Below are 23,832 nucleotides of genomic sequence, written 5' to 3'. Positions count from 1 at the left end.
TTCAGCTCGGGCCATCAGGCGTAATGTTCAGTCATGGACCGCCGCATTTTCGGGCTGGAGAACGAGTACGGCGTCACGTGCACGTTCAGGGGACAGCGCCGACTGTCTCCTGATGAAGTGGCGCGCTACCTCTTCCGCCGTGTTGTGTCATGGGGCCGCAGCAGCAATGTCTTTCTGCGGAACGGCGCCCGCCTCTACCTCGACGTGGGATCGCATCCGGAATATGCCACCCCCGAATGCGACAACCTGACCGAACTGGTCACCCACGACAAGGCCGGCGAGCGCATTCTCGAAGGCCTGCTTGTCGACGCCGAACGCCGCCTGCACGAGGAGGGAATCGCGGGCGACGTCTATCTCTTCAAGAACAACACCGACTCGGCGGGAAACTCCTACGGATGCCATGAGAACTACCTCGTGGCCCGGCACGGAGAATTCTCCCGGCTCGCGGACATCCTCATTCCCTTCCTCGTCACGAGACAGCTGATCTGCGGCGCCGGCAAGGTGCTGCAGACCCCGCGCGGCGCCGTGTACTGCGTCAGCCAGCGTGCCGAGCACATCTGGGAGGGCGTCAGCTCCGCGACGACGCGTTCCCGTCCGATCATCAACACCCGCGACGAACCGCACGCGGACGCGGAGCGCTACCGCCGCCTCCACGTCATCGTCGGCGACTCCAACATGTCCGAGACGACCATGCTCCTCAAGGTCGGCGCGACCGACCTGGTGCTCCGCATGATCGAGGCGGGCACGGTGATGCGGGATCTGACCCTGGAGAACCCGATCCGGGCGATCCGCGAGGTCAGTCACGACATCACGGGGCAGCGCAAGGTCCGCCTCGCCAGCGGCCGCGAGGCATCCGCCATAGAGGTGCAGCGCGAGTACTACGAGAAGGCCGTGGACTTCGTGGACCGCCGCGGCATCCGTACGGGCAACGTAGAGAAGGTCCTCGAACTGTGGGGCCGTACGCTCGACGCGATCGAGGCCGAGGACCTCGACCGGATCGGCACCGAGATCGACTGGGTCATGAAGTACAAGCTCATCGAGCGGTACCGGGCCAAGCACAACATGACCATGTCGAATCCGCGGGTCGCCCAGATAGACCTCGCCTACCACGACATCCATCGCCGCCGGGGCCTGTACTACCTGCTGGAACGCAAGGGTCAGGCCGCCCGTATCTGCAACGACCTGAAGATCTTCGAGGGCAAGTCCGTGCCCCCGCAGACCACCAGGGCGCGACTGCGGGGCGACTTCATCCGGCGGGCCCAGGAGCAGCGGCGGGACTTCACCGTCGACTGGGTCCACCTCAAGCTCAACGACCAGGCGCAGCGCACCGTGTTGTGCAAGGACCCCTTCCGATCCGTCGACGACCGAGTGGAGAAGCTGATCGCGGGTATGTGAGCCGGCGCAGGACGCGCCTCGGCCCTCGCGCGACTCGGGCCCCGTACGTTCCTCGTACGGGGCCCTGCGCACGCCCTAGAGTGTCGGGGACCCCCCGGGGTGCATGCCAACAAATGTGTCGTCTGAGATCTGAGGAACCAGTGCGCCGAATTGCCGGCCTTCTCGTCATCCCCCTGCTGCTGGTGTCAGCGGCCTGCGGCAGCGACGACAAGGGCTCCGACTCCGCTTCCACCTCCGCGACCGCCCCCACGAAGGGCGGGTTCCCCGCCATCACCGCGGGTGCGAAGTTCGGCGAGAAGCCCACCCTGGCCAAGGGCTCGGGTACGCCGCCCAAGGAGCTGAAGACCAAGGTCATCAGTGAGGGCGACGGCGCCACGCTCAAGAACGGGGACGCGATCCAGGTCAACTACCTGGGGCAGGCCTGGGACTCCGACAAGCCGTTCGACAACAGCTTCGACCGCAAGCAGCCGTTCGATCTCACGCTCGGCGCCGGCATGGTCATCCAGGGCTGGGACAAGGGCCTGGCCGGTCAGAAGGTCGGCAGCAGGGTCGAACTCGTCATCCCGCCGGACCTCGGTTACGGCGCGCAGGGCCAGGGCGACATCAAGCCGAACGCCACGCTCGTCTTCGTGGTCGACATCCTGAAGGCGAAGCAGATCCCGGCGTCGGCCAAGGGCACCCCGGTCGCCCAGGACAACACCGACCTGCCGAAGGTGGGCACGAACACCGACGGCAAGGCGCCGACCGTCACGGTCCCGAGCAAGGTCGCCCCGCCCAAGAAGCTGGTCTCCAACTACGTCCTGGAGTCCAAGGGCGAGGTCGTCAAGGAGACCGACACGGTCGTCGTGAACTACGTGGCCAAGCTGTGGAAGGACGGCAAGGTGTTCGACGACACCTACGCCACCGGCAAGACCGCCTCCTTCCCGCTCGCCCAGGTCACCCTCAAGGGGCTGAAGAACGGCCTGATCGGCAAGAAGATCGGCAGCCGCGTGCTGCTCGTCGTCCCGCCGGACCAGGGCCTCGGTGACAAGGCACAGCAGTCCATCCCGGCGAACTCCACGCTCGTCTTCGCCGTGGACATCCTGACAAAGATGTAAGACTGTCCCGGTTGCCCAGTTCATCATTTAGAGGAGCAAGTCAGTGAGCATCGAGAAGCCCGAGATCGACTTCCCGGGTGGCGAGCCGCCGGCCGACCTGGAGATCAAGGAGATCTGGGAAGGCGACGGCCCGGAGGCCAAGGCCGGCCAGACCGTCTCCGTCCACTACGTGGGCGTGGCCTTCTCCACCGGCGAGGAGTTCGACTCCTCCTGGAACCGCGGCACTCCGCTCCAGTTCCCGCTCGGCGCCGGCCGGGTCATCCCGGGCTGGGACCAGGGCCTGCAGGGCATGAAGGTCGGCGGCCGTCGCCAGCTGACCATCCCCGCGCACCTCGCGTACGGTGAGCGCGGCGCCGGCGCCGCCATCGCCCCGGGCGAGACGCTGATCTTCGTCTGTGACCTGATGGCCGTCTGATCCGGCGCCTGCGCGCTACGAGGGCCCGTGCCGCAAGGCGCGGGCCCTCGTGCTGCGGCAGGCAACGTTTGCCCGTCGCGACACTCGCTTTCGTCCGGACACCCCGGGGCGGTACGGTCGAGGGTCGTAGAGCAAAACAGAAAGGGCGTCGATGGCGATTGCCAAGGCCGAGCGGCTGATGAACCTGGCGCTGTGTCTGCTGGGGACCCGGCGCCCGCTCAGCAAGCGTGAACTGCGCGGCTCCATCGAGGCCTACCTCGAAGCGGGATCCGACGACGCCTTCAACCGGATGTTCGAGCGCGACAAGGACGATCTGCGCGAACTCGGTCTGGTCATCGACACCGTGGAGAACCTGGACGGCGACACCGGCTACCTCGCCCGCCGCGACAGCAACCGCCTGCCCCCGATCACGCTGGACGCCGAGGAGGCCGCGGCCCTGGGGCTCGCCGCCAAGGTCTGGCAGCAGGCCCGGCTGGCCGGAGCGGCCAGCGGAGCCCTGCAGAAACTGCGGGCCGCGGGCATGCCGGAGGCCGAGGACGCGTACGAGGTGCACAGCGCCCTCGAACCCCGTATCCCCGTTCATGAGGCCGCCTTCGAGCCGCTGATGCTGGCGTGCCGCGACCGCCGGCCGGTGACCTTCGACTACCGCAAGGGCAACGCGGCCCGCCCCGAACAGCGCCAGGTCGAGCCCTGGACGCTGGAGTGCTGGCGCGGCCACTGGTACCTGGCCGGCTGGGACCGGGGGCGGGGCGCCGAGCGGGTGTTCCGGCTCTCCCGGATCACGGGCAAGGTCCGCTCCCGGGCGGGCGCCTTCACCGCCGAGGTCCCCGACGTGGTCACCGTCCGCGAGACCGTCGAGAGCTGGGCGGGCGAGACGGCCACGCGCACCGCGCTGATCAGGCTGCGGGCCGACTCCGGCTACCCGCTGCGGGCCCGGGCGATATCGGTACGGGAACTCGGGGACGGGTGGGAGGAGTTGGAGATTCCGTACGGACACGGCCTGGACGCCTGGCTCGTCGAGTTCGGCCCCGACGTCGTCGTGCAGGAACCTGCGGATCTGCGGGCCGACGTGGTGGACCGGCTGCGCGCCGTGGCCAAGGACTGAGGGGACCGTATTCATGGCCACGAACGCCATTGACCAGACCCGCCGGATGCTCTCCCTGGTGACATATCTGCGTGAGCGCCCGGGCGCCCATGTCCAGGACGTCGCCCGGGCCTTCGGGATCACCGAGGACGAGCTGATCTCGGACCTCGACGTCCTGCCCATGTGCGGGACGAGCTTCCGCGGCGGCGATCTCCTGGACATCGACACCGACGGCGACCGCATCTGGTGGCACAACCCGGACGACGTCGCGGAGCCCCTGCGGCTCGCGGCCGACGAGGCGACGGCCCTGCTGGTCGCCGCCCGCGCCGTCGCGACGCTGCCCGGGCTGCGCGAGAGCGACCGGCAGGCACTGCTGCGGGCCACCGCCAAGCTGGAGGCCGCCGCCGGTGAGGTGGGGGCCGCGAGCTCCCGGCTCTCGGTCACCTTCGAGTCCGAGGGCGGCGTCTTCGCGGACGTCGACCGGGCGATCTCCGAGCGCCGCCGGCTCTGGCTGCGCTACTACTCGCCCGCGCGCGACGAACTCACCGAGCGTGAGGTGGACCCGATCCGGCTGTTCGCCGTCGGGCACACCTACATGGAGGCCTGGTGCCGGTCCTCCGAGGACCGGCGCACGTTCCGCCTCGACCGGGTCGCCGAGATCCGGCTGCTCGACGAACCGGCCGCGCCGCCCGAGCTGGAGCTGCGGGACCTGTCGGAGGGGCTGGTCCAGCCCGCGGCCGAGGACCCGGAGGTCGTGATCGAGGTGGGCCCGGGCGGACGCTGGGTCGCCGAGTACTACCCGCACGACAGTGCCGAGGAACGGCCCGACGGCGGGCTGCGGATCACCCTGCGCACCCCCGACCCCGCCTCCCTGCGCAGGCTCGCGCTCCGGCTCGGCGGGGAGGGGCGCATCGTCTCGCCGCCGGAGCTGGCACGGAGCGCCCGGACAGCGGCCCGGGCGGCGCTCGCCGCGTACGACGGCCTGGCGTGAGGGAATACCAGAGGGGCAGGGGAAACATGTCTGTGATATCCGGTATTTCCGATGTGTCGACCGTGGTCGTTCCCGAATCCGTCCGGTTCAAGGCCGCCTGCCCGGAGTGCCGCGAGCGGTTCGAACTGGCCGCGGCGGAGTTCCGGCTCGCGATCGGCGCGAGCAGCCGTACCACGTTCTACTCCTTCACCTGTCCCGCGTGCGACGCGTCCGTCCGCCGGCCCGCGGGGGAGCGGATAGTGGAACTCCTCACGGGCGGCGGCGTGCGGACGCTGCGCCTGCACACCGGTGCCTGAGGCATCACCGCGGACCATCGGATACGAGACACATCGAGGCACTGCGCATGTTCTGGCCCATGCTCGCCATCGCCCTGGGATTCCTCGGGATCGCCGTCCTGGGCGTGCTGGCCGTCAAGGTCTTCGTCGAGGCCCAGCGCCTCGGTCACCAGGTGACACGCACCACTCAGCGCATCAACCGGGCGGCCGAGGACCTGGAGCGCGCGGCGGAGAAACTCGCCGCCACGGGCGAAAGCCTGCGCTAGCGGGGCCTGTTCGATCCGGAGGGGCGCGGCCTCCTTTTTCCCGGTGGCGGAGGGTACGCTGCTGGTGACGGCCCTGGCAGGAGGGGCGGGCCGCCCGGAAAGTATGCACGGGCATTGCCTCGCGTTTACTCCCGCGGGTTACGATCGCTCGCAGCGAATGGCCGGACGTGTGTCCGACCCCAGGGCAGCGAGCCCCCCTCCAGCCGCCTCAGCGAGAAGGAAGCACATCATGGGCAATCTGAAGCCTCTCGAGATCATCCTGATCATCGCTGTCATCCTGCTGTTGTTCGGCGCCAAGAAGCTTCCCGACATGGCCCGTTCCCTCGGCAAGTCGGCCCGCATCCTCAAGAGCGAGGCCAAGGCGATGAAGAAGGACGACGAGCCGGCGCCCACGACGGACACGGTCGCCGACCAGGTGCCTCAGCAGCCCGCCGCCGCGCGCACGATCCAGGCCGCTCCCGGCGATGTGACGAGCTCCCGCCCGGTGAACGAAGCGAAGCCCACCACCCAGAGCTGAAAGCTGACGGATTCGTCCGAAGGCTGCCGCACGAAACGAGGGAAGTGGGTTGCTCAAGTCTGCCCGCAAGCAGGAGAAGGACGGCGAGGGGCGGATGCCTCTCGTTGATCACCTGCGTGAGTTGCGTAACCGACTGATGATCGCGGTGGTGGCGGTCGTCGTCATCACGTCGGTCACAGCCTTCTTCTACCAGGACGTGATCGACTTCCTGATCCGCCCGATCCTGGAGTCGGTGGGGTGCACCGACGGCCAGAAGAAGCAGGCGAACGGCCGCCCCTGCGCCGAAATGACGGTGAACGGTCTGGTCGCGCCGTTCTCCATCGCCCTCAAGGTCTCCCTCATGGCGGGGGTGGTGTTCTCCACTCCGGTCTGGCTCTACCAGCTCTGGGCGTTCCTGGCCCCGGGTCTGCACAAGAACGAGAAGAAGTACGCGCTGAGCTTCGTCGGCGCGGGGGTGCCGCTGTTCTGCGTGGGAGCCGCGCTCGCGTACATCCTGATGCCGCAGACCGCGGCGGTGCTGCTCGACTTCACGCCGGACAACACGACGAACCTGCTGCCCGTGGACGACTATCTCGACATCGTCACGCGCATGGTGATCGTGTTCGGTCTCGCCTTCGAGCTGCCGCTCCTGCTCGTCCTGCTGAACTTCACCGGCGTCCTCACGGCCAAGCGGCTCGCGTCCTGGTGGCGCGCGATGATCATGGGCATCACGGTCTTCGCCGCGGTCGCCACCCCGACGGGTGACCCGCTGACGATGACGGCACTCGCCGCACCGATCGTGCTGCTGTACTTCATCGCGCTCGGCATCTGTATCGCCAACGACCGGCGCAGGCGTCGCAACAACCCCGACGCCGAGCTGGACGACGACGAGGCCTCGGACCTGGACCTCACCCCCGAGGACATCGGCGACATGGAGAACGTGTCGGCGTCGCTGCCCGCACAGGCCGACGGCGAACAGGACGGCGGACGATCGGGCCGGCTCAACGGTTACGACGACATCACCTGAGCTGTAGGGTCCGGCGGGTGACCAGCGAGATCACCCTTTTCGTCAATCCCACCGCGGGACGCGGCCGGGGCGCGCACGCCGCGCAGCCGGCCGCTTCGGCGTTGCGGGACGCCGGATTCTCCGTCCGTACGGTGCTCGGTGAGGACGCCGACGACGCGCTGCGGCGGGCGCGGGAGGCCGTGGCCGGGGGGACCGGCGCGCTCATAGCCGTCGGCGGGGACGGGATGATGTCCCTCGCCCTCCAGGCCGTCGCCGGGACCCTGACCCCGCTCGGTGTCGTCGCCGTCGGTACGGGCAACGACTTCGCGCGCGCCCTCGGCCTGCCGATACGGAACCCCGCCGCGGCGGGGCGGCTGGCCGCCGAGGCACTCAAGGGCGGCGCCGTCCGCGAGATCGACCTCGGCCGGGTCGGTGAGCGCTGGTTCGGGTCCGTGCTCGCTTCCGGCTTCGACTCGCGCGTCAACGACCGCGGCAACCGGATGCGGTGGGTCGGCGGCCGGTTCAAGTACGACCTGGCGATCCTCGCCGAACTCGCCGCCTTCGAGCCCATCGCGTACCGCATCAGCCTGGACGGCGGACCGTTCCGGGAGATCGAGGCGACGCTCATCGCCGTCGGCAACGGATCGACCTACGGCGGCGGCATGCGGATCTGCGCGGACGCCGTCATGGACGACGGCCTCTTCGACGTGACCGTCGTCGGCGACTGCAGCCGCACCACCCTTCTCAAGGTGTTCCCCAAGGTCTACAAGGGGACCCACCTCGGCCACCCGGCTGTCACCGTGCACCGGGTGTCCTCCATCGCGCTCGAAGCGGTCGGTGTCACCGCGTACGCGGACGGTGAACCGCTCGGCCCGCTGCCGCTGACCGCCACCTGCGTACCGGGTGCCGCACGGGTGCTGGGGGCGCTTTCCACCACGGGCGATTAAAGATCGAGTGACTGTCAGAGGCGGCGGGTAGGCTCGTGGACAAGATGACAGAGGACCTCTCACCAGCTGAGCGATACCAGGCTTCCCGTATCCGAGCCGCCGAACGGGCGACCGCGCTCGGCCCGTTTCGCGAGATGTACGAGTTCGATCTGGACCCCTACCAGATCGAGGCGTGCAAGGCGCTGGAGGCCGGCAAGGGCGTGCTCGTCGCCGCGCCGACGGGTTCGGGCAAGACGATCGTCGGCGAGTTCGCCGTGCACCTCGCTCTCGCCCAGGGCCGCAAGTGCTTCTACACCACGCCGATCAAGGCCCTGTCCAACCAGAAGTTCGCCGACCTGGTCAAGCGCTACGGCGCGGACAAGGTCGGCCTGCTGACCGGGGACAACAGCGTCAACGCCGACGCACCGGTGGTCGTCATGACCACCGAGGTGCTGAGGAACATGCTGTACGCGGGCTCCCAGGCGCTGAACGGCCTCGGTCACGTGGTGATGGACGAGGTGCACTACCTCTCCGACCGCTTCAGGGGCGCCGTCTGGGAGGAAGTGATCATCCACCTCCCCGAGTCCGTCACCCTGGTGTCGCTGTCGGCGACCGTGTCCAACGCCGAGGAGTTCGGCGACTGGCTGGACACCGTCCGCGGCGACACCCAGGTGATCGTCTCCGAGCACCGGCCCGTGCCGCTCTGGCAGCACGTGCTGGCAGGCCGCCGGATGTACGACCTCTTCGAGGAGGAGAGCGACCACGGCGGCCGCGGGTCCGGGCGCCGCGAGGTCAACCCCGACCTGGTCCGGCTCGCCCGCATGGAGATCCAGCGCGGATACAACCCGCGCGAACGCCGCCGCGGGAAGATGGTCCGCGAGGCGGACCGCGAGCGCGAGCGGCGTGAGCGCAGCCGGATCTGGACACCGTCGCGGGCCGAGGTCATCGACCGGCTCGACGCCGAGGGGCTGCTGCCCGCGATCACGTTCATCTTCAGCCGGGCCGGCTGCGAGGCCGCCGTGCAGCAGTGCCTGCACGCCGGACTGCGGCTCAACGACGAGGACAAGCGCCGGCTGGTCCGGGAGATCGTCGAGCAGCGCACGGCGTCCATCCCCACCGAGGACCTGCACGTCCTCGGCTACTACGAATGGCTCGAAGGCCTGGAGCGGGGCATCGCCGCGCACCACGCCGGGATGCTGCCGACCTTCAAGGAGGTCGTCGAGGAGCTCTTCGTCCGCGGGCTCGTCAAGGCGGTCTTCGCGACGGAGACCCTCGCGCTCGGCATCAACATGCCCGCGCGCTCCGTGGTCCTGGAGAAGCTCGTCAAGTGGAACGGCGAGCAGCACGCCGACATCACCCCCGGTGAGTACACCCAGCTGACCGGCCGGGCCGGCCGTCGGGGCATCGATGTCGAGGGCCACGCCGTGGTGCTGTGGCAGCGGGGCATGGACCCGGGCGCCCTGGCCGGACTCGCGGGCACGCGCACGTATCCGCTGCGCTCCAGCTTCCGGCCCTCGTACAACATGGCCGTCAACCTGGTCCACCAGTTCGGGCGGCACCGCTCGCGCGAGCTGCTGGAGACCTCGTTCGCCCAGTTCCAGGCCGACCGCTCGGTCGTCGGGATCTCCCGCCAGGTCCAGAAGAACGAGGAGGGCCTGGAGGGCTACCGGGAGGGCATGACCTGCCACCTCGGTGACTTCGAGGAGTACGCGCGGCTGCGCCGCGACCTCAAGGACCGCGAGACGGACCTCGCCAAGCAGGGCGCCTCGCAGCGGCGGGCCGCCGCCGCGGCGTCGCTGGAGAAGCTGAAGCCCGGTGACGTCATCCATGTGCCGACCGGCAAGTTCGCCGGTCTCGCGCTCGTCCTCGACCCGGGGCTGCCCGCGGGGCGGACCAACGGGCACGGGCACCGGGGGCTCGAATACCACGACGGGCCGCGTCCGTTGGTGCTCACGGCCGAGCGCCAGGTGAAGCGGCTGGCCTCGATCGACTTCCCGGTGCCGGTCGAGGCGCTGGAGCGGATGCGCGTCCCGAAGTCGTTCAACCCGCGCTCGCCGCAGTCGCGCCGCGACCTGGCGTCCGCGCTGCGCACGAAGGCCGGGCACATCGTGCCGGACCGGCACCGCCGGGACCGGTCCGCCGCCGCCGACGACCGCGAGATCGCCCGCCTCCGGGCCGAGCTGCGCGCCCACCCCTGCCACGGGTGCGACGAGCGCGAGGACCACGCGCGGTGGGCCGAGCGGTATCACCGGCTGCAGCGGGACACGCAGCAGCTGGAGCGGCGCATCGAGGGGCGGACGAACACGATCGCCCGCACCTTCGACCGGATCGTGGCCCTGCTCACCGAGCTCGACTATCTGCGGGGCAGCGAGGTCACCGAGCACGGCAAGCGGCTGGCCCGGCTGTACGGCGAGCTGGACCTGCTGGCGAGCGAATGCCTGCGGGCCCGGGTGTGGGAAGGCCTCAACCCCGCCGAGCTCGCGGCATGCGTGTCGGCGCTCGTGTACGAGGCCCGGCAGGCCGATGACGCGGTGGCGCCCAAGCTGCCGTCCGGGCCGGCGAAGACCGCGATGGGCGAGATGGTTCGCATCTGGGGTCGGCTCGACGCCCTGGAGGAGGACTTCAAGATCCGCCAGGCGGAGGGGGTCGGACAGCGCGAACCCGATCTCGGGTTCGCCTGGGCGGTCTACATGTGGGCGTCCGGCCGGACGCTGGACGAGGTGCTGCGCGAGGCGGAGATGCCGGCGGGGGACTTCGTGCGGTGGTGCAAGCAGGTCATCGACGTGCTGGGGCAGGTGGCCGCGGCGGCGCCGCGCGAGGGCAGTTCGGTGGGGCGCAATGCGCGGAAGGCGGTTGATGAGGTGTTGCGGGGCGTGGTGGCTTACAGCTCTGTGGGGTGAGGTGGGGGCTTTGCCCCCGGGTCCTTGGTCGCCTGCGGGGCGGGCGCTTGCCCTGCGGGGCGGGCGCTTGTGCGGTCCGTCTGTGGGTGCGGTGCGCCTGCGGCGGGCTTGTCCCCTACCCGCCCCGTAACCGGGGGCTCCGCCCCGGACCCCCGCTCCTCAATCGCCGGAGGGGCTGAAAGGGGCGGAAGGGCTGGAAGTGGTGCGGGAGCTGAGAAGGGTGCCGGGGATGCCCTCCTGGCTCGATCTGTAGGCGCGCCAGCCGCCGTATCCGGTGATGTCCTGCGATCCCTCCACCGCGTACGGCTCGCAGAGGAAGCCCGCGGCCGTTGTGCCGTCCGACAGGTCCACCCGGCCCAGCACCATGGGGTGCGGCAGGGCTGCCGTGAGGGTGCCCAGGCCCTCGGCGGGGAGTTCCCAGATCTCTGTTTCGATGGCGGCGCCTGCCTTGTCCGTGCGGACCAGGCCCGGCTTGGGCGGGTCGGTCGGCAGGGCGTGCAGGCGGTAGACGGGGGCCGTCGTCGTGGTGCGGATCAGCCGGGCGCCCAGGGACAGGAGCTGAGGGTTGAGCGGCTCGCCCGTCAGGTGGGCGCCGGCCACCGCGAGCTGGACGGGCGGGGTCAGCAGGGCGGCGATCCGGGTCAGGCGTTCGTCCGTGTGGGCCGGGCCGATCAGCATCACGCCGAACGGCAGGCCGGCCACCTCGCCCGCGGGGGCGGCCACCGCGCACTGGTCGAACAGGTTGGTGGAGTTGGTGAACCGGCCGAGCCGGGCGTTCGTGGCCAGCGGGTCGGCCGCCACCTCGGCGAGGGTGGGGTGGCCGGGCGTGGTGGGGAGCAGAAGCGCGTCCGCGTCGCCGAGCGCGGCCTCGGCCGCGCTACGGAGCCGGGCCAGCCGGTCCCGGTCCGCGAACAGGCGGTGGGCCGGGAGGTCCCGGGCCGCGGTGATGATGCCCGCCACCGTGGGGTCCAGGCCGGCGGGGCCGCTGTCGACGAACGCGCCCACCGCGGTGTAGCGCTCCGCGACGAACGCCCCCTCGTAGAGCATGGCCGCCGCCTCCGTGAACGGCGTCAGGTCGACGGGAAGCAGGACGGCGCCCGCAGCCCGGAGGCGGGCCGCCGTGGACGCGTAGGCCTCCGCCCAGCCGGGGTCCAGTTCGCCCAGCTGTTCCGCGGACGGCACCGCGATCCGCCAGGGACCCGGGACGCGCGCGGGGACGGCGGGGGTGGTGGTGGGGGAGGACATCAGCGAGAGCGCCGCCTCAGCCTCGGTGAGCGTACGGGCGAAGACGGTGACGCAGTCCAGGCTCGCGCAGGCGGGGACCACGCCGTCGGCGGGGACGAGACCGCGGGTCGGCTTCAGGCCCACGATGCCGTTGAAGGCCGCCGGGACCCGGCCGGAGCCCGCCGTGTCCGTACCGAGCGCCAGATCCGCGATGCCGAGTGCGACGGCGACGGCCGAACCGGAGCTGGAACCGCCGCTGACGCGATCCGGGTCGAAGGCGTTGCGGACCGCGCCGTACGGGGAGCGGGTGCCGACCAGACCCGTGGCGAACTGGTCCAGATTCGTCGTGCCGATCACCAGAGCCCCCGCGGCACGCAGGCGCGCCACCACGGGGGCGTCGGCGGCGGGTTCGTACGCGTAGGACGGGCAGCCCGCCGTGGTGGGCAGGCCGGCCACGTCGATGTTGCCCTTGACGGCCAGCAGGCGGCCCGCCAGCGGCAGGAACTCTCCTGCCGCCAGCCGGGTGTCGAGGGCGCCGGCCTCCTCCTCCAGGGCGGACTGCGGCCGCAGACCGATCCAGATCTCCGGGCGGTCCACCGCTTCGATCCGGGCGTACGCCGCGCGGACCCGGGTGAGCGTGGGCGTGGGCATCAGAGGTGTGCTCCTCGGTTCGTACGGGTGGGTGGCGCCAGGGTGATCAGAGCGGTGCCCGCTTCGACCTGGGCGCCCGGCCGGGTGAGGACGCGTTCCACCACGCCGTCCGCCGGGGCGTGCACCCGGGACTCCATCTTCATCGCCTCCAGCGCCAGCAGCGGCTGACCGGCCGTCACCGTGTCGCCCTCGGCCACATCGAGCTGCCAGACCGACGCCGCGAACTCGGCCTCGATCAGGTGGCCGCCCGGAGGCACCGTCACCGCGGCCGCGGGCGGCGCCGGGGCGTCGGCCGCGTCGGCCCGGGCGAACTCGCCCGCGGCCTCCCACGCGTCCCGTTCACCGGCGAAGGCCGCGCCCTGGCGGGTACGGAACGCGGCGATCGATTCCGCGTTCCGGGCCAGGAAATCCTCGTACCGGGCCAGCGAGAACTCGCCCTCCTCGATGCGCGGGACGAAGCGGCCGGAGAGGATGTCCGCGCGCAGTTCCAGGAGCTCGTCCGCCTCCACCGGATACCACTTGATGCGGTCGAAGAAGCGCAGCAGCCACGGTGAGCCCGGCTCGAAGGCGCCGCGCTGCTGCCAGCCCGACCAGACCTGGGTGGTGCGGCCGACGAACTGGTAGCCGCCCGGGCCCTCCATGCCGTAGATACAGAGGTACGCGCCGCCGATGCCGACGGAGTTCTCCGCCGTCCACGTCCGGGCCGGGTTGTACTTGGTGGTGACCAGGCGGTGGCGCGGGTCCAGCGGGGTGGCCACCGGTGCGCCCAGATACACGTCGCCCAGGCCCATCACCAGGTACTCCGCGTCGAACACCGTGCGGTAGACGTCGTCGACCGATTCCAGGCCGTTGACGCGGCGGATGAACTCGATGTTCCACGGACACCACGGCGCGTCGTCCCGTACCCCCGCCATGTACCGGGCGATGGCCTCCCGGGTCGCCGGATCGTCCCAGGACAGCGGGAGGTGCACGGTGCGGGAGGGGACGGTCAGGGCGTCGGTGGGCGGGAGCGCGGCCTCGGTGCGGTGCAGCAGCTCCAGCAGTTCGGTCTGGGCGAGGACGGTGGGGTCGAGCTGGATCTGGAGCGAGCGGATGCCCGGCGTCAGACCGGTGATACCGGGAACGGCCGCTTCCGTCAGCGCCTCCATGAGGGCGTGGACGCGCATGCGCAGGGCGAGGTCCAGCTGCATCGGCCCGTACTCGACCAGCACGTTGTCGTCGCCGCTGCGGCGGTAGGTGAGGACGTCGTCGCGGTACAGGATGCCGCCGTCGGTGATCTCCGGGCGGGGCTCGCCGGTCACCGTGACCGGCATGAAGCGGACGGTGTCGCCGGGGCGCAGCTGGCCCAGTTTCCAGCGTTCGGCCGTCACCACCGTCGCCGGACAGACGAAGCCGCCGAGCGAGGGGCCGTCCGGGCCCAGGAGCACCGGCATGTCGCCGGTGTAGTCGACCGCGCCCACGGAGTACGGAGTGTCGTGGATGTTGGACGGGTGCAGCCCGGCCTCACCGCCGTCCGCGCGGGCCCAGCGCGGCTTCGGGCCGATGAGGCGGACACCGGTGCGGGCCGAGTTGAAGTGGACCTTCCAGTCGGCCGCGTAGAAGTCGTGGATGTCCTCCTCGGTGAAGAACTCGGGCGCCGCGTGCGGGCCCTCGGCCGCGGCGATCCGCCAGCCGGCGGTGAAGCGGGGCCGCTCGGGCACCGGTACGGGGAGGGCCTCGGGCGCCCGGCCGCCGCCGTGCAGGACGTCGCCGGTGCGCAGGGCCCGGCCGCCGTGCCCGCCGAAGCCGCCGAGCGTGAACGTGGCCGCGCTGCCCAGGAACGCGGGGACGTCCAGACCGCCGCCGGCGAACAGGACGTAGGTCCGCAGCCCGTGCTCCGCCGGGGCGCCGATCGCGAGCGTGGCACCGGCCGGGATGGTCAGCGGCTCCCACTGCGGGACGGTCGCGCCGTCGAGGGTCACCGGAGCCGGGGCGCCCGTGACGCACACGGTCGTGGGGTGGGTGAAGCGGAGGGTGGGGCCCTGGAGGGTGCACTCCAGGCCGGGCGCGCCCGGCGCGTTGCCGAGAGCCGTGTTCCCCAGGCGGAAGGACAGATCGTCCATGGGGCCCGACGGCGGCACCCCGACCTGCCAGTAGCCGGTGCGGCCCGGCCAGTCCTGCACAGTGGTGAGGGTGCCGCCGGCCACCACCTCGATGCGGGGCGTCGGGTCGTCGATCGTGGCGAGCGTGGCCGTGGAGTGCGTGGCGGTACGGACCCGCTCGTCGGCCAGCGCGGCCCGGACCAGCCCGAGGTTGGTCTCGATGCCGTCGATACGCGTGGCGGCGAGCGCCGCGTCCAGCCGGGCCAGGGCCTCGGTGCGATCGCTGCCGTACGCGATGACCTTGGCCAGCATCGGATCGTACGCCGTCGTCACCTCCGTGCCCGTCTCGATCCAGCCGTCCACCCGCAGGCCCTCGCCCCGGGGGAAGTCGACCCGGGTCAGCAGGCCGGCACCGGGGCGGTGGTCGCGGCTCGGGTCCTCGGCGTAGACGCGGGCCTCCACGGCGTGGCCGTGCGGGGCGTCCGGCTGCTGTACGACCGAGGTGTCGCCCTGGGCCAGGCGGAGCATCCACTCGACGAGGTCGACGCCGTGGATCTCCTCGGTGACCGGGTGCTCTACCTGGAGGCGGGTGTTGACCTCGAGGAAGTACGCCTCGGCGCGTGCGGCGTCGTACACGAACTCCACGGTTCCGGCCGAGCGGTAGCCGACCGAGGCGCACAGCTCCCGTGCGCTGTCGGTCAGTTGAGCGCGGATGTGAGCGGGGAGGCCGGGGGCCGGGGCCTCCTCCAGGACCTTCTGGTTGCGGCGCTGAAGGGAGCAGTCGCGGTCGCCGAGCGTCACCACCTTGCCTCTCCCGTCGCCGAACACCTGCACCTCGACGTGGCGGGCGTTCTCCACGAGGCGTTCCAGGAAGACTCCGGCCGAGGAGAACGAGGCGGCGGCGACCCGCTGCACCCGCTCCCAGGCGTCGGCGAGTTCCGGGGCCGACCGGCAGGCCGACATGCCGATCCCGCCGCCGCCGCCCGTGGCCTTCAGCATCACGGGGTAGCCGACGCCCTCCGCGGCGGCCAGTGCCGAGGGCAGGTCCGGCAGGAGCCCGGTCCCGGGGGCGAGCGGCACGCCCGCCGCCTCGGCCGCGGCGCGTGCGGTGTGCTTGGCGCCGAAGAGTTCCAGCTGGGCGGCGGTCGGGCCGACGAAGACGATGCCCGCGTCCTCGCAGCGCCGGGCGAACTCCGCGTCCTCGGAAAGGAATCCGTAACCGGGGTGGATGGCCCCGGCACCGGTGTCCTTGGCGGCCTTCAGCACGAGGTCGGCGTCCAGATAGGACTCCTTGGCGGGTGCCGGTCCCAGCCGTACCGCCTCGTCGGCGAGGCGGACGTGCGGAGCCGACCGGTCCGGGTCGGAGAAGACGGCGACCGTACGGAGACCTAGGCGGCGGGCCGTACGGATGATGCGGACGGCGATCTCGCCGCGGTTGGCGATCAGCAGCGTGTCGAAGCTCATCGGCTCGTCCCGGTCACCGTGGCCTGGACCGCCGTGGGATCGAAGCCGTTGCAGGGGTTGTTGATCTGCGGGCAGTTGGAGATGAGTACGAGCACGTCCGTCTCGGCCCGCAGGGTCAGGCTCAGCCCGGGGGCGGAGATTCCGTCGACGATGCCGAGCGTGCCGTCCTGCTCCACGGGTACGTTCATGTACCAGTTGATGTTGGACACCAGATCGCGCTTGCCGAGCCCGTGCCGGGCGCCCTCCGCGAGGAAGTTGTCCACGCAGGCGTGTTGCGACCAGGTGTGGTGGCCGTAGCGCAGGGTGTTGGATTCCTTGGAGCAGGCGCCGCCGACCGTGTCGTGGCGGCCGCAGGTATCGGCGGTGACCTTCATCAGCGGGGTGTGCTCGTTCGACATCAGCACGCTGCCGGTGGTGAGGAAGATGCCGCCACCGGCCTGGATCGTGTCGGGCGCGCTGTAGCGGACCGCCGTGTCGTCGGCGTCGTACACCAGGAAGTCCACCGCCTGGTTGCCGTGCAGATCCGTGAGCGTGAGGTGCTCACCCGCCCGGACGGTCGCGGACCAGGCGGCGCGGGCGGGGACGACGGTCGTGGAGAGGACCGTGGCGGACGTGGTCATGCGAGCCCCCGGGCGGTGAGGAAGTCGAGTGTGTTGAGGAAGGCGCGGCGGCCCTCCGGCGTGGCGTCCCACAGCCCGTCGCCCGGCGCGGTCGGCCGTGCGCGCCAGGCCAGCACCTCCAGCGGCGTGCTGGTGTAGGCGGGGCGGGGGTCCAGCGGGTGCGGGACGTTCGCGATCAGCACGGTCAGGTCCTGCTCGGCGCGCAGCGTCACCGAGCCGCCCGCGCCGGCCGAGCCGGTGAACTCCGTGGTGCCGTCCGCCCGGATCCGTACGCCCTGGAAGAAGGAGAGCGACGGCGGCAGGTCGCGCGGCTCCAGGCCGTTCTTCAGCGCGGCCAGCTTCAGCAGCTCCCGGCCTGCGGGGGAGGGCGACTGGGGTGTGCCGTCTCCGTACCGCTCGGTGTTCCGCCGCAGGGTGGAGGTGCCGCACAGGGCGTCGTGCCGGCCCGAGGAATCGGCGGTCAGCGAGGCGAGCACCCGCCCCTGGTCGGAGAGGAGCAGCCGGCCCGCGCCCAGATAGGCGTTCCACTGGACCTTCACGGTGTCCGCGGTGTTGAGCCGTTCCCACGGGCGCCCGTCCGCGTACAGCAGCAGATGGGCGCAGGCGTCACCGGCGAGGTCGGTGAGCCGCAGCTCGGTGCCGCGCGCCAGCACGCGGTGCGTGTAGTTGCCGCCCGCGACCGTCTCGGCCCAGACGGGGGTGCCGGGGGTGGCGCCCGGCCAGTCGGTGGCGGGCACCACCGGCATGGACCCGGTGCGGGAGCCGCCCTGGGCGCGTGCGTGGTCCCGGGCCCCTTGTGTGGTCGCTGTGGCCATGGCTCAACCTCCGGCTCGACGTGGTGCCGACGCTTGTTTCTGTCGCGCGACAGAAATTAGGGCGCCGTGGAGTCGTGGTCATTGCCCGTACGTTGCACGGGAGTTACCGAGTACTCACCAAGATCGCGGCGGGCGGGGATGTGCGACGATCGGCCCCATGCCCAGCACCTCAGATGCCGGCGGCGTCCGCCGGGTCGGCCGCCCCCGCGCCACCCAGCGACCGGACAGCGGACTATCCGCCCGGGAGGAACTCCTGGCCGCGGCGGCCGAGTTGTTCACCACCCGGGGATACGCGGCGACCACCACCCGGGCCGTCGCCGAACGGGCGGGCATGCGCCAGGCGACGATGTACCACTACGTGGCGGGCAAGGAGGACCTGCTCGCGGCGCTCCTGGAGTCCACCGTGGCCCCGTCGCTCGCACTCGCGGAGAAGCTGCTCGCGGACGGGGCGCGGCCGGCCGAGGACCGGCTGTGGGAGCTGTGCCGGGCGGACGTTGCGCTGCTGTGCGGGGGGCCGTACAACCTGGGCGCGCTGTACGTGCTGCCGGAAGTGCGGGCCGAGCGGTTCGCGGACTTCCACCGCGTGCGGGCGGCGCTGCGGTCGGCGTACGGGGAACTGGTGGCCGCCACCGAGGCGGGCGCGGTGCTCGGCGCGGACGAGGCACGGCTGCGGACCGACCTCGTGTTCGGGCTCATCGAGGGCGTGATCCTGGTGCATCTGTCGGGCCCGGAGCGGGCGGCGCAGCCTTTCGCGGCGGCGACGGCGGACGCGGCGCTGCGGATCGTGGGGGTGGTGCGTCAGGACCGGGGACCTGGGGTTGCGGTACCCGGCGAATGACGCACGTTCGTCGGCCGGGTCCGCTTCCCGCGGACCCGGCCGACGAGGGTAATCCTTCCTGCTGTGGGGCGAACGAACAGTTCTAGACGCGGCCCTTGGTGCCGCTCCTCATGGACGCGCCCGCGCAGACCAGCCCCAGCAGGACGGCCAGACCGCCGATGATCACGTTGTTCAGCACGACGCCCACGTCCGGGCTGCTGCCCGCCACCCAGGGCGAGATGATCATCCAGGCGCCTATGGCGCAGATGGCCCAGCTCAGGCCGTACATGCGCTGCGGCATCACCGTGAAGCCCAGTCCCAGCACGGCGATCGCGATGCCCATGATCAGGTTGTTGGTGACGAGGGGGGTCTGGGAGGTCGTGAAGTGCAGCACCCAGGGCGATATGGCGCAGTACAGGCCCACCAGGAATACGGGTGCGTCCACGAGCGCGACATCGCGGCCGCCCATCATCCGGGCGTAGCGGTCACTCATTTCCGAGACATCCGGGTGTCCGGCCATGTCGTGGCCGGCATGCGAGACGTTTGACATGAGTTCGTCTCCTTCGATCCTGCAGGCCTTGGCCGACACGGTGGATGAGAAGTGGCCTGCTCTGCCATTCTGCTCTTATTTGTCCCTTATGTGTAGGGTCAAGGCAGTCGAATATCCGCAGGAACCGCATCCGTTCGCCGGCCGTCCAGCCGTCCGGCCAGCACGACCAGATCCGGTGTACGCAGCACGCGGTCCCCGTACCCGGGCAGCGGAACGTGCAGCGGCCCGGTCCAGCGCGAGGGGATCGCCCCGAGCCCGTACACCGCACCGGCCGGCGCCCCGGTCACGGCCGCCACCGTGTCGGTGTCACCGCCCACGTCGAGCGCGGCGGCCAGTGCGTCCTCGTAGGGCCATCTGCGTGTCGTCCGTGGCCTCGCCCGGGTCCCAGCCGCCACCGCCGCACATCGTGCCGGCGCCGTCCGGGAAGCGGGCCGAGTAGACGCCCGCCGGACCGAATTCGAAGGGCGCCCCCAGCGCGTCGCCGACCGCCGATCCGACGACCGCGCCCGCCGCCCTGTCCTGCCTGCTCAGGGAGTTCATCCCGTCAGCGTACGGAGGGCGACCGCCTCGCGTACACGCGGTAGGCGGCGCCCAGCAGCACCGTGGCCGCGAGGAAGAGCACCGTGAACCACTGGAAGTACCAGTGCCCGCCCGCCGGGTCGTACACCGCGGCTCGCGGCCAGGCCAGGTTGACCGTCATCACCACCCCGTAGGCGAAGGCCAGCGCGTTGACCGGCAGCCCCCAACGGCCCAGCGAGAAAAGGGGTTTACCGGTCTCGTCGTGGAGCGGGCCGGTGGCGGGGGAGAGGGGGAGGCGGCGCAGGCGGCGCAGCAGCATGGGGCCCGTGACCATGGCGTACGCCAGGTAGAGCATCGCGATGCACGTGGTGCCGATGGCCAGGAACGCCTCGGGGGACGCCAGATTGAGCAGCCCGAGCGCCGCCGCCGCCGCGCCGACCAACAGGGCGGGGGCGGCGGGCATTCCGGTGCGCGGGGAGACCTTGGCGAGCCGGGACGAGAAGGGCAGCACCCCGTCGCGCGCCATCGAGAACAGCATCCGGGAACCGGCCGTCTGGATGGCGAGCGTGGCCACTGCCACGGCCACCGCCACATCGGCGAGCAGAATCCGGCCGACACCGTCCCCGAGGCTGCTGGTGAGCACGTACGAGAGGCCTTCGGTGGCCAGCCGGCCGTCGGCCAGGTCGGGCGCGGCGAGGATGCCGGCGAGCACCAGCAGTCCGCCGAGCACCCCGGCCGAGGCCAGGGCGAGCAGGATCGTGCGCGGGGCCGTGCGGCGCGGCGAGCGGGTCTCCTCGCTCATCTCGCCCGCGCTGTCGAAGCCGATCAGGACGTAGGCCGCCGTGAACGAACCGATCAGCAGCGCCCCGAGCGCGCCGCCCTGCCCGCCGGTGTGCAGCGTGACGCCCGGGGTGCGTTCGGTGTGGGTGAGGAGGAGGACGACGATGAGTACGGCCCCGATGATCTCGGCCGTCACCCCCACCCGGTTGACCGCCGACATGACCTTGTTGTCGAGGAGGTTCACCGTCGTGGTGAGGGCCAGGAGCACCACGGCGAGGATTGCGGCATTGGCGGCGCCCGTCGCCGTGGTGGGCGCCGGATCCCCGCCCACCAGCTGGAAACCGGACCAGATGGCCGGCAGCACCACCTGGAGCGCGAGCGCGGCGGCGGCGACCACGACGATCTGGCCGATCACCATGATCCAGCCGGCGAACCAGCCGAAGGCGGGTGTGCTCAACCGGGTCGCCCACTGGTAGATGGCCCCGGACAGCGGGTAGCGCGCGGCGAGTTCGGCGAAGCACGCGGCCACCAGCAGCTGGCCCACGAGGACGGCCGGCCAGGTCCAGAAGAAGGCGGCCCCGCCGAAGGAGAAGCCGAACGCGAAAAACTGGAACACGGTCGTGAGGACGGAGATGAAGGAGAAGCCGGCGGCGAACGAGGCGTAGCGCCCCATCGAGCGGTGCAACTCCTGGCGGTAGCCGAAACCGGCCAGGGAGGCGTGGTCGTCGCCCTGGCCGGTTCCGGTGGGATCCGGTCGTACGTCCGTTGGTGCGGTGGCGGTCATGTCAGCCCCTGTCGCCGATTTCCTGTCGGGCGACAGAAATTAGGGACACGCTGTTTCGGGGGCGTGACGCGGCCGTGTCCGCGCGGGGCCGAAGTGCTCACTCCCGTCGGCGGGTTGCCGGGGGTGCTGCCGCGAAGCCCCGCGCGGGAGATCTGCTACTGGGCGGGCATCAGGACCGTGTCGACGATGTAGACCGTCGCGTTGGCGGTCTGGACGTTGCCGCAGACGACCTTCGAGGAGTCGTTCACGGTGTACGCCATGTCCGAACCCGACGTCGTCAGTTCGCTCTTCTCCAGCGTGTCGAAGGAGCCCTTCTCCAGCTGCTGCGGCGTCAGCTTCTGGCCCACCACGTGGTAGGTGAGGACCTTGGTGAGCGCGGCCTTGTCGGCGAGAAGCTTGTCCAGGTCTGCCTTCGGGACCTTGGCGAAGGCGTCATTGGTGGGGGCGAACACCGTGATGTTCTGGGCGTTGTTCAGGGTGTCGACGAGACCCGCCTTCTTGACCGCGGTGACGAGCGTCGAGAGTGCCGGGTTGTTCGAGGCGGCCGTCGCGACCGGGTCCTTCGCCATGCCGTCGAAGGAGCCCGCGCCGTCCTTGGGCACCGTCGAACAGGCCGGACCGAAGGGCTTGTTCATGGGCGTCGTGTCGTCGGCGGGCGTGGAGGCCGCCTCCGGGGCCTTCGCCGAGCTCGCGGAGGAGCCGGAAGCGCTGTCCTTCGAGTCGCTGGAGCAGGCCGTCAGGGCCAGCGGCAGCACGATCGCCGCGGAGAGGGCGACAGCGGCGCGACGGGCGTGGGTGACCTTCATGATGTTCTCCTGGTGCGGATGAGTGACTGACATGTCACGAGCGGTAGTTGGTTCGGGGTGTGGGCAGAGTGGGGCGTTCCGTACGGAAGCGGAGTGGGGAGGTCGGCTCAGGACACGTCGACCACCACCGAGTGCCAGCCGGTCGCACCGTTGGGTACGGTGCCGACGCGCTGGTCGGTCTGGGTGGCGCCGGTGCGGTCCGTCGCGCGGACCTCGAGGGTGTGGCTGCCGGAGGTGGCCGGCCACTCCCACATCCACTGGCGCCAGGTGTCCCGGCTGTCCTCCGCCGCCAGCCGCGCGGTGTGCCACGGGCCGCCGTCCACGCGGACCTCGACCCGCTGGACGCCGCGGTGCTGGGCCCAGGCGACTCCGGCGACCGGGACCGTGCCGGCCCTCGGGGAGGCGAAGGGACGGGGGGTGTCGATGCGGGACTCGGTCTTGATGGGGGCCTGCCGTGACCAGGACCGCTTGACCCAGTAGGCGTCGTAGTCGTCGAACGTGGTGAGCTCGATGTCCTTGATCCACTTGCAGGCCGACACGTATCCGTACAGGCCGGGAACGACCATCCGGACCGGGAAGCCGTGGTCGAAGGGCAGCGGCTCCCCGTTCATGCCGAGCGCGAGCAGCGCGTCGCGTCCGTCCATGACGTCCTCGACCGGGGTGCCGATCGTCATGCCGTCCACCGAACGCGCCACGATCTGATCGGCGGGTCCGCCCCGGGACGGGGGCTTCACGCCGGCTTCCCGCAGCAGATCGGCCAGCCGTACACCGATCCACCGGGCGTTGCCGACGTACGGCCCGCCCACCTCGTTGGAGACGCAGGTCAGCGTGATGTCGCGCTCGACGATCTCCCGGCGCAGTAGGTCCTGGAAACTGAGCGTCAGGGGCCTCTTCACGCCCTTGCCGTGGATCCGCAGCCGCCACTCGCCGGCATCGACGCGCGGCACGACCAACGCCGTGTCCACCCGGTAGAAGTCCTTGTTCGGGGTGACGAACGAGCTCAGCCCCCGGATCCGCAGGTCGGCGCCCGCGGGTACGGGCGGCGCCACCGCATCGGGTGCGGGCAGGACCAGGTCCTCCCGCGAGGCGGCTGCCCCGGCCTGCACGGCGGAGGTGAGCCGCCGTCCCAGCAGGCCCGCGCCGACCGAGGCCGCCGCCGCGGCGCTCGCCACGATGACGAAGCGCCGCCGGTCGAAGGCGCCGTGATCCCGCTCCCCGCCCGTTCCACCGGATGCGGGGGAGGCCAGCAGCCCCGCCAGGAGATACAGCACTCCCGCGGCCACCACGGCACCCACCGCCGAGGGCAGCGCGTCGGACACGTGGCCCTCCGGCCGGCCGGCCGCCGCGACGGCCCCGACCACCCCGAAAACCAGTACGGCCGCTGAACCCAGCAGCCGGTGCCGCAGGGCCAGCACCCCGACCGCCATGGCGAAGACCGCCAGCAGGGTCAGGATTCCCAGCTGCAGAACCAGCTTGTCGTTCGTGCCGAAATTCCGTACGGCGAAGTCCTTCAGCGCCGGGGGAGTGCGGTCGATCACCGCACCGCCCACCGCCGCGACCGGACCCGCCTCGGGACGGACGACCGCTGCCACCAGCTCGGCGACGGCCAGCGCACAGAACCCGGCGATCAGACCGCTGAGCGCGGCGAAGGCCGCACGTGCCCAGCGGGACCGCCGGGACCCTCGGGCCCCGTACTGCTCTTCGTTCCGCTCTTCACTCACGACCAGGATTCGTCGCCCGGCGCCCGGCGGATTGGTCCGTCACCCGCATGAGTGAAGGTTCGCCCCGGCCGGTCGGCCGAACCGGGTCCCGGCACCGGTCCGCGGTTCGTTCGCGCGGCCCGACGGATCGGCACCGGCGCCCGAGACCC

General features: G+C 71.2%; 22 protein-coding genes. 12 read left to right on the top strand and 10 right to left on the bottom strand.

All coding sequences use genetic code 11. The features are described from left to right. Positions 1–33: 33 nt before the first annotated feature. From pafA to ABTX18_RS19005, 11 genes are all read left to right on the top strand, one after another. A complete protein-coding gene (gene pafA, locus ABTX18_RS19055) occupies positions 34–1,395 on the top strand; it encodes a Pup--protein ligase (RefSeq protein WP_123468669.1) in 1,362 nt (453 codons plus the stop codon). Between the two features lie 140 nt (positions 1,396–1,535). Beyond that, the gene (locus ABTX18_RS19050; RefSeq protein ID WP_352123856.1) at positions 1,536–2,492 is read left to right on the top strand and encodes an FKBP-type peptidyl-prolyl cis-trans isomerase; all 957 of its coding nucleotides are present in this window, start codon (positions 1,536–1,538) and stop codon (positions 2,490–2,492) included. A gap of 43 nt (positions 2,493–2,535) precedes the next feature. Further along, positions 2,536–2,907, top strand: coding sequence for an FKBP-type peptidyl-prolyl cis-trans isomerase (locus tag ABTX18_RS19045; RefSeq protein ID WP_352123855.1), 372 nt, complete (start codon positions 2,536–2,538; stop codon positions 2,905–2,907). Between the two features lie 151 nt (positions 2,908–3,058). Next, a complete protein-coding gene (locus tag ABTX18_RS19040; protein WP_352123854.1) occupies positions 3,059–4,012 on the top strand; it encodes a helix-turn-helix transcriptional regulator in 954 nt (317 codons plus the stop codon). A gap of 13 nt (positions 4,013–4,025) precedes the next feature. After that, a complete protein-coding gene (locus ABTX18_RS19035; protein WP_352123853.1) occupies positions 4,026–4,982 on the top strand; it encodes a helix-turn-helix transcriptional regulator in 957 nt (318 codons plus the stop codon). A 26-nt stretch (positions 4,983–5,008) separates the two neighbouring features. Next, on the top strand, positions 5,009–5,278 hold the full coding sequence (locus tag ABTX18_RS19030) for a hypothetical protein (protein ID WP_352123852.1): 270 nt from the start codon (positions 5,009–5,011) through the stop codon (positions 5,276–5,278). 47 nt (positions 5,279–5,325) lie between these two features. Then, the gene (locus tag ABTX18_RS19025; RefSeq protein ID WP_352123851.1) at positions 5,326–5,523 is read left to right on the top strand and encodes a hypothetical protein; all 198 of its coding nucleotides are present in this window, start codon (positions 5,326–5,328) and stop codon (positions 5,521–5,523) included. 226 nt (positions 5,524–5,749) lie between these two features. Continuing rightward, the gene (tatA, locus tag ABTX18_RS19020) at positions 5,750–6,040 is read left to right on the top strand and encodes a Sec-independent protein translocase subunit TatA (protein ID WP_352124016.1); all 291 of its coding nucleotides are present in this window, start codon (positions 5,750–5,752) and stop codon (positions 6,038–6,040) included. Positions 6,041–6,089: 49 nt separating this feature from the next. Then, a complete protein-coding gene (gene tatC / locus ABTX18_RS19015) occupies positions 6,090–7,046 on the top strand; it encodes a twin-arginine translocase subunit TatC (protein ID WP_352123850.1) in 957 nt (318 codons plus the stop codon). Between the two features lie 17 nt (positions 7,047–7,063). After that, complete coding sequence (locus ABTX18_RS19010) at positions 7,064–7,972, top strand: diacylglycerol kinase (RefSeq protein WP_352123849.1); 909 nt, start codon at positions 7,064–7,066, stop codon at positions 7,970–7,972. A gap of 44 nt (positions 7,973–8,016) precedes the next feature. Beyond that, entirely contained in the window at positions 8,017–10,851 is a 2,835-nt protein-coding gene (locus ABTX18_RS19005; RefSeq protein WP_352124015.1) for a DEAD/DEAH box helicase, read from the top strand. A gap of 159 nt (positions 10,852–11,010) precedes the next feature. Here the strand turns inward: ABTX18_RS19005 and atzF are convergent, their stop codons facing one another. Genes atzF through ABTX18_RS18985 form a run of 4 tightly spaced genes read right to left on the bottom strand, consistent with a single transcriptional unit; the run spans position 11,011 to position 17,706 of the window. Then, positions 11,011–12,726, bottom strand: a complete 1,716-nt coding sequence (gene atzF, locus ABTX18_RS19000) for an allophanate hydrolase (protein ID WP_352123848.1) — start codon at positions 12,724–12,726, stop codon at positions 11,011–11,013. Next, complete coding sequence (locus ABTX18_RS18995; RefSeq protein ID WP_352123847.1) at positions 12,726–16,271, bottom strand: 5-oxoprolinase/urea amidolyase family protein; 3,546 nt, start codon at positions 16,269–16,271, stop codon at positions 12,726–12,728. Before ABTX18_RS18995 ends, atzF begins: the two co-directional genes overlap by 1 nt. Beyond that, on the bottom strand, positions 16,268–16,891 hold the full coding sequence (locus ABTX18_RS18990; protein ID WP_352123846.1) for an urea amidolyase associated protein UAAP2: 624 nt from the start codon (positions 16,889–16,891) through the stop codon (positions 16,268–16,270). The genes ABTX18_RS18995 and ABTX18_RS18990 overlap by 4 nt, the downstream gene beginning before the upstream one ends. Beyond that, on the bottom strand, positions 16,888–17,706 hold the full coding sequence (locus ABTX18_RS18985) for an urea amidolyase associated protein UAAP1 (protein WP_352123845.1): 819 nt from the start codon (positions 17,704–17,706) through the stop codon (positions 16,888–16,890). The genes ABTX18_RS18990 and ABTX18_RS18985 overlap by 4 nt, the downstream gene beginning before the upstream one ends. Positions 17,707–17,863: 157 nt before the next feature. Here ABTX18_RS18985 and ABTX18_RS18980 point away from each other — a divergent pair, with 157 nt between their 5' ends. After that, positions 17,864–18,544 (top strand): TetR/AcrR family transcriptional regulator, encoded by a 681-nt coding sequence (locus ABTX18_RS18980; protein WP_352123844.1) that lies wholly within the window; start codon positions 17,864–17,866, stop codon positions 18,542–18,544. Positions 18,545–18,626: 82 nt separating this feature from the next. Here the strand turns inward: ABTX18_RS18980 and ABTX18_RS18975 are convergent, their stop codons facing one another. From ABTX18_RS18975 to ABTX18_RS18950, 6 genes are all read right to left on the bottom strand, one after another. Continuing rightward, a complete protein-coding gene (locus ABTX18_RS18975) occupies positions 18,627–19,073 on the bottom strand; it encodes an SPW repeat protein (RefSeq protein WP_352123843.1) in 447 nt (148 codons plus the stop codon). A gap of 98 nt (positions 19,074–19,171) precedes the next feature. Beyond that, the gene (locus tag ABTX18_RS18970) at positions 19,172–19,468 is read right to left on the bottom strand and encodes an ADP-ribosylglycohydrolase family protein (RefSeq protein ID WP_352123842.1); all 297 of its coding nucleotides are present in this window, start codon (positions 19,466–19,468) and stop codon (positions 19,172–19,174) included. Then, the gene (locus tag ABTX18_RS18965; protein WP_352123841.1) at positions 19,380–19,613 is read right to left on the bottom strand and encodes an ADP-ribosylglycohydrolase family protein; all 234 of its coding nucleotides are present in this window, start codon (positions 19,611–19,613) and stop codon (positions 19,380–19,382) included. The genes ABTX18_RS18970 and ABTX18_RS18965 overlap by 89 nt, the downstream gene beginning before the upstream one ends. Positions 19,614–19,617: 4 nt before the next feature. Beyond that, positions 19,618–21,156 (bottom strand): amino acid permease, encoded by a 1,539-nt coding sequence (locus ABTX18_RS18960; protein ID WP_352123840.1) that lies wholly within the window; start codon positions 21,154–21,156, stop codon positions 19,618–19,620. 155 nt (positions 21,157–21,311) lie between these two features. Then, positions 21,312–21,962, bottom strand: a complete 651-nt coding sequence (locus tag ABTX18_RS18955; RefSeq protein WP_352124014.1) for a fasciclin domain-containing protein — start codon at positions 21,960–21,962, stop codon at positions 21,312–21,314. A gap of 107 nt (positions 21,963–22,069) precedes the next feature. Then, entirely contained in the window at positions 22,070–23,593 is a 1,524-nt protein-coding gene (locus tag ABTX18_RS18950) for a molybdopterin-dependent oxidoreductase (RefSeq protein WP_352124013.1), read from the bottom strand. Between the last annotated feature and the right edge of the window lie 239 nt (positions 23,594–23,832).

The sequence above is a fragment of the Streptomyces sp. NPDC096323 genome, from assembly GCF_040302845.1.
In the GTDB taxonomy this organism is placed as follows: Bacteria; Actinomycetota; Actinomycetes; order Streptomycetales; family Streptomycetaceae; genus Streptomyces.
Note: the sequence above shows the minus strand (reverse complement) of the source record. Positions and strands in the feature narration are given on the sequence as shown.